This window comes from Anoxybacillus sp. J5B_2022 (genome assembly GCF_026847645.1).
Lineage (GTDB): Bacteria > Bacillota > Bacilli > Bacillales > Anoxybacillaceae > Anoxybacteroides.
Window position 1 is genome coordinate 1 of sequence record NZ_JAPSMC010000105.1, and the last position, 3,786, is coordinate 3,786.

The 3,786-nt window shown below is 38.7% G+C and carries 3 protein-coding genes and 2 pseudogenes; all 5 read right to left on the reverse strand.

Translation table 11 applies throughout. The features are described 5' to 3' along the window. A pseudogene (locus tag M4I42_RS16330) lies at positions 1 to 96 on the reverse strand (DUF4351 domain-containing protein); the annotation flags it as partial. A gap of 258 nt (positions 97 to 354) precedes the next feature. Further along, entirely contained in the window at positions 355 to 1,284 is a 930-nt protein-coding gene (locus M4I42_RS16335; protein WP_268853111.1) for a DUF3800 domain-containing protein, read from the reverse strand. 912 nt (positions 1,285 to 2,196) lie between these two features. Beyond that, positions 2,197 to 3,090 carry an Rpn family recombination-promoting nuclease/putative transposase gene (locus tag M4I42_RS16340; RefSeq protein WP_268853112.1) on the reverse strand — a complete coding sequence of 298 codons (894 nt, stop codon included), beginning with the start codon at positions 3,088 to 3,090 and terminating at the stop codon, positions 2,197 to 2,199. 238 nt (positions 3,091 to 3,328) lie between these two features. Beyond that, entirely contained in the window at positions 3,329 to 3,580 is a 252-nt protein-coding gene (locus M4I42_RS16345; protein WP_268853113.1) for a transposase, read from the reverse strand. Between the two features lie 4 nt (positions 3,581 to 3,584). Continuing rightward, positions 3,585 to 3,786, reverse strand: a pseudogene (locus tag M4I42_RS16350) (DUF4351 domain-containing protein); the annotation flags it as partial.

Below are 3,786 nucleotides of genomic sequence, written 5' to 3' on the forward strand. Positions count from 1 at the left end.
GATATGCTCATGCACATGTGGGAAAAAGAGGAGAAGAAACTCTTCGAAAAATGTCATCATCAGCTCTTTAAACAACCGATCATGATCAACCGCCATACATGCACCTCACTTTCTGTTTTGTTGCATATTTTCGACAAAAGTAGCGATGTTCCTGCTTTGGGAATGGAAAAAACAGAGAGAAAAGCCCTCTGTTTTGTGAAAATTCGGTGATTTTTTGGGCGTGACAGGCACCATATCAAATAAAAATGGTTTTACTTGACTGTCAAGTTTTCCTGTGAGTAATCTAGCTCTCTCACCAAATGTTACATCATTTTTACCTGCGGTTATATGATGGAATAATTTCTTCCGCGTCCTTCAATCTGGTCTTTGTATGCTATAAGTGTATTTAGCATTATTAGGATAGTTCACTTTTTCTCTCAACTCTTTCAATGATTTTGGGGAATCTTCAAGCATTACTTTTTGGATACGTGTCATTTCTTGCACATCGTACGCGGCTTTATAGGCCATAAAAGGCGATACATAATCACTTATGTTCATGGAAGTAAGCTCTTCGCTTCCTGTCCATTTGTATAGCTTTATTTGTTTCTGGAACCTAGTAAGGTTATCTTGCTCGATCAGAAATCTATATATGAGATCGCTTTTTATTTTAGAAACATTTGATTGTTCGAGATAATTTTTTTCTAGCAAAAATACAACAATCCCCATAAAAGTATCGACTATTTGCAAAGGAATGGATTTAGCTGAATCTTGAGACATTACGCGAACCACTCGATAGTTTTTGTTTCTATAGGCAGAATGTGCGTTCATCTGTTCAATAATTTTATGTCCAAGAAAAATCTCATCATACTCGTCGTTCTGATCCACTTTAATTTTAACTTTAATCATTTCATCATTTTCACTAAATTCGGATAAATTTCTGGTCACACCATAGAACAGCCTCTCTGGTATCTTTATATAAAATAAATTTCTCAACTCAGGAGTAGTCAATCCTATCCTTTGCGCAGCATATAAGGCGTCCTTATTATTAACGATAAGAATGTTTATTTTTACATCCTCATTGATAACTGTATGGAGAGTTTGGAAGTATTTTTTTACATGGTTGTCTTTAGTATACTCACGAAAGTGTAATTCACTAAAGGATTTACATTGTTTAAATATATCCCGAACTTTTCTAACAACTTTTGCCATCGATGTATCTGTACTTCCATAAGCACCATAATAAGAATACTCAACGTCAAGTTGATCAATTTTATTACTCTCATCAAAATAAATCAAGTAGTACATAGATTGATGCACACCTCTTTTTTCTTATTCAATTGATATATTTTTTTACCAAACTCTATTGACTAAAAAAATTTTATGACTTATATTTATTTACAACAAGGTGTTATTTTCCCCGCTACCGTTTAGGCAGGGCTGATAGCACAAAAGTTCGGCAAGATAGCTTTTCCCCGCTACCGTTTAGGCAGGGCTGAGCTATCTTTTTTGTTTTTTGATACGAATTTTATTGATGATAGTCCATAGGTTACTTAGTCCTCCTTAAACAGATTGAGAAATTTCCATTAGTCAAACTCCACACATCCTAACGAACTCAATAAACTTCCGAACTTTGCAATATCTGATAAGAACTTGTTTAAAAAAAGAAAATTAAGTGCACCTAACCATATACAAAGAGTGATAATAAATACAAAAAGCGTTACTAAAGCCGTTATAATCACGATCTTATCCTTTGATTTATGTATGATTTATGGTAACTATTCAGCCCCTTCATAGAATAGAAAAAGTTTATGAAATCGCGTTTATTCCTGCTTCCCTTGTCTATACTAGTACCATTCAAGACGAGGAAGGTGGACAAGATGGCAAAAGGTGTTTTTGATTTCCAACAAGCAACTAATGACGTAGTTACCAAATCAACTTAAATATTTGTTTCCAATAAGGCAACAAGCGAACAGTACTACGACTGTCCGCTTGTTTGTGATAGTACTTCTTTTAACAACTCTATCGCATGTTCATCGTCGGATCATTGGTGCCAAGCTCACCACGGAAGGCTTTAGAGAGGATGGATTGCTTTAATAAATCGAGCTTTTCTTCAACTTCTAAACCATTTCTTTTTCATGATCTAAGTTATTTAACAAAAAATCCACTTTCTCAGCAATACGTTTTTGTTCATTAACCTGTGGCGTGACAGGCACGGCATCACAATTTACATCTTATCCGAACTTCTTCTTCCGTCATATCGAGTATATGCGCAATGTCCGCCACGCTCATGCCTTTTTCGAGCATTTTTTGAATCATTTCGCGTTCTTTTTTCTCCATGCCTTCCTTCAAGCCTTCCTCTCGACTCCCGCGAATGTTTGATAATTGGTCGAGTAGCCATTTGAGCCGCATTTCGTATGCGTAGCGGTTTTCCGGGTCAACGCTCAAATTTTGCCATTCTTCTAACGCTTCTAAAATTTCTTGTTCCGTCATCGCGACTCCCTCCAATTCGCGAAACATTTCTTCATCAATTTTCTTCGTTCGGCTGTCTACGGCCGATAACATCATCAGCCACGGCCATTCGGGTGACTGCTTCACATCCCGGCGGTATTTCTTCCATTTTACCATAAATTGTGACAAATCAAGCACATGAAATTCAAGGTGATGGCTCCAAAGAAACTGTTCTTCGTCTTCGCGGATGTGAAAGACGGTGTGGAAGCGGTCGGTTTCGTGCGGAAAGAGCGGATAGTTGAGGATGGCAATCATAATCGTCGGAGGGAGTGTGTCGTACCGTTCTCCTTTTGATAGGGAAGACGAAAATAACCGCGCCCAGTAATACAATAGCCGTTCAGGCATGCCGTATTGCGGGATGATTTGAATTTCAACATGAATGCGCTCGCCGCGATTTGTGCGAACGATGACGTCTAACCGTCCTGTTTTCCCGTCTTCTGTTTCTTTCGTCAGTTCGGTGTTTTCAAACTGCACATCGACGATTCGGTCATCGCCTGTCCGATGCAACAGCGCGTTTAAAAACGCCATCGTAATCGACTTTCGGCTCGGATGCCCGAACAGCTGTTTAAACATAAAATCCATTTTCAAATCGAGGTATTGCATGTGAGGATCATCCTTTCGTGGAATATCGGGGTACAATTTGATTAAAACTAGGAAATACGGGAAATGCAAATGTAGAAAATTGAATTTTGCGGCGTTTTTTCGCGGCAAAAGCAAAAAAAGAGCCGAGAAATGGCCCTTTTTTTGCGAATGAAAAATAATTTTCCGATACAAGTGGGCAATTTTTTATCTTTCTCCCTAGCGAACTTCGATATGCTTCAGGGGCGTGACAGGCACGATATCACTTCAACATCTCAATTTCTTCCACAGTCAACTCCGTCAATTCATGGATCGTCTGTACATCGTAGCCTTTCGCAAGCATCTTTTTCGCAATGTGGCGTTTTTCTTGTTGCAGGCCTTGCTGTAATCCTCGCTCTACTCCTTCTTTCAAGCCTCTTTCTAACGCTTTTTTCTCATATGAAATGATTAACTCCAACACTTGTTCTTTTTCTTTCGTTTTCGTTTCGTAATTCTTCGGAGCGTGACCATACACCGTATCATTCCTCTTTCAACAACTGCTTCACTTCTTCTTCTGCCAGATCTGTTACGTTTGCGATGTCTTGTACACTCATCCCTTTTCCCGCCATCGTTTGGACAAGATGCTTCATCCCCTGTCTCATCCCTTGTTTGATCCCTTGTTTGATCCCTTCTTCCCTTCCTTTTTCCAACGCTTTTTTCTCATATGAAATGATTAACTCC

Coding starts and splice junctions, on each gene's coding strand:
- M4I42_RS16335 (WP_268853111.1), bottom strand. CDS start 1,284: ATGTACTACTTGATTTATTTTGATGAGAGTAATAAAATTGATCAACTT.
- M4I42_RS16340 (WP_268853112.1), bottom strand. CDS start 3,090: ATGCAATACCTCGATTTGAAAATGGATTTTATGTTTAAACAGCTGTTC.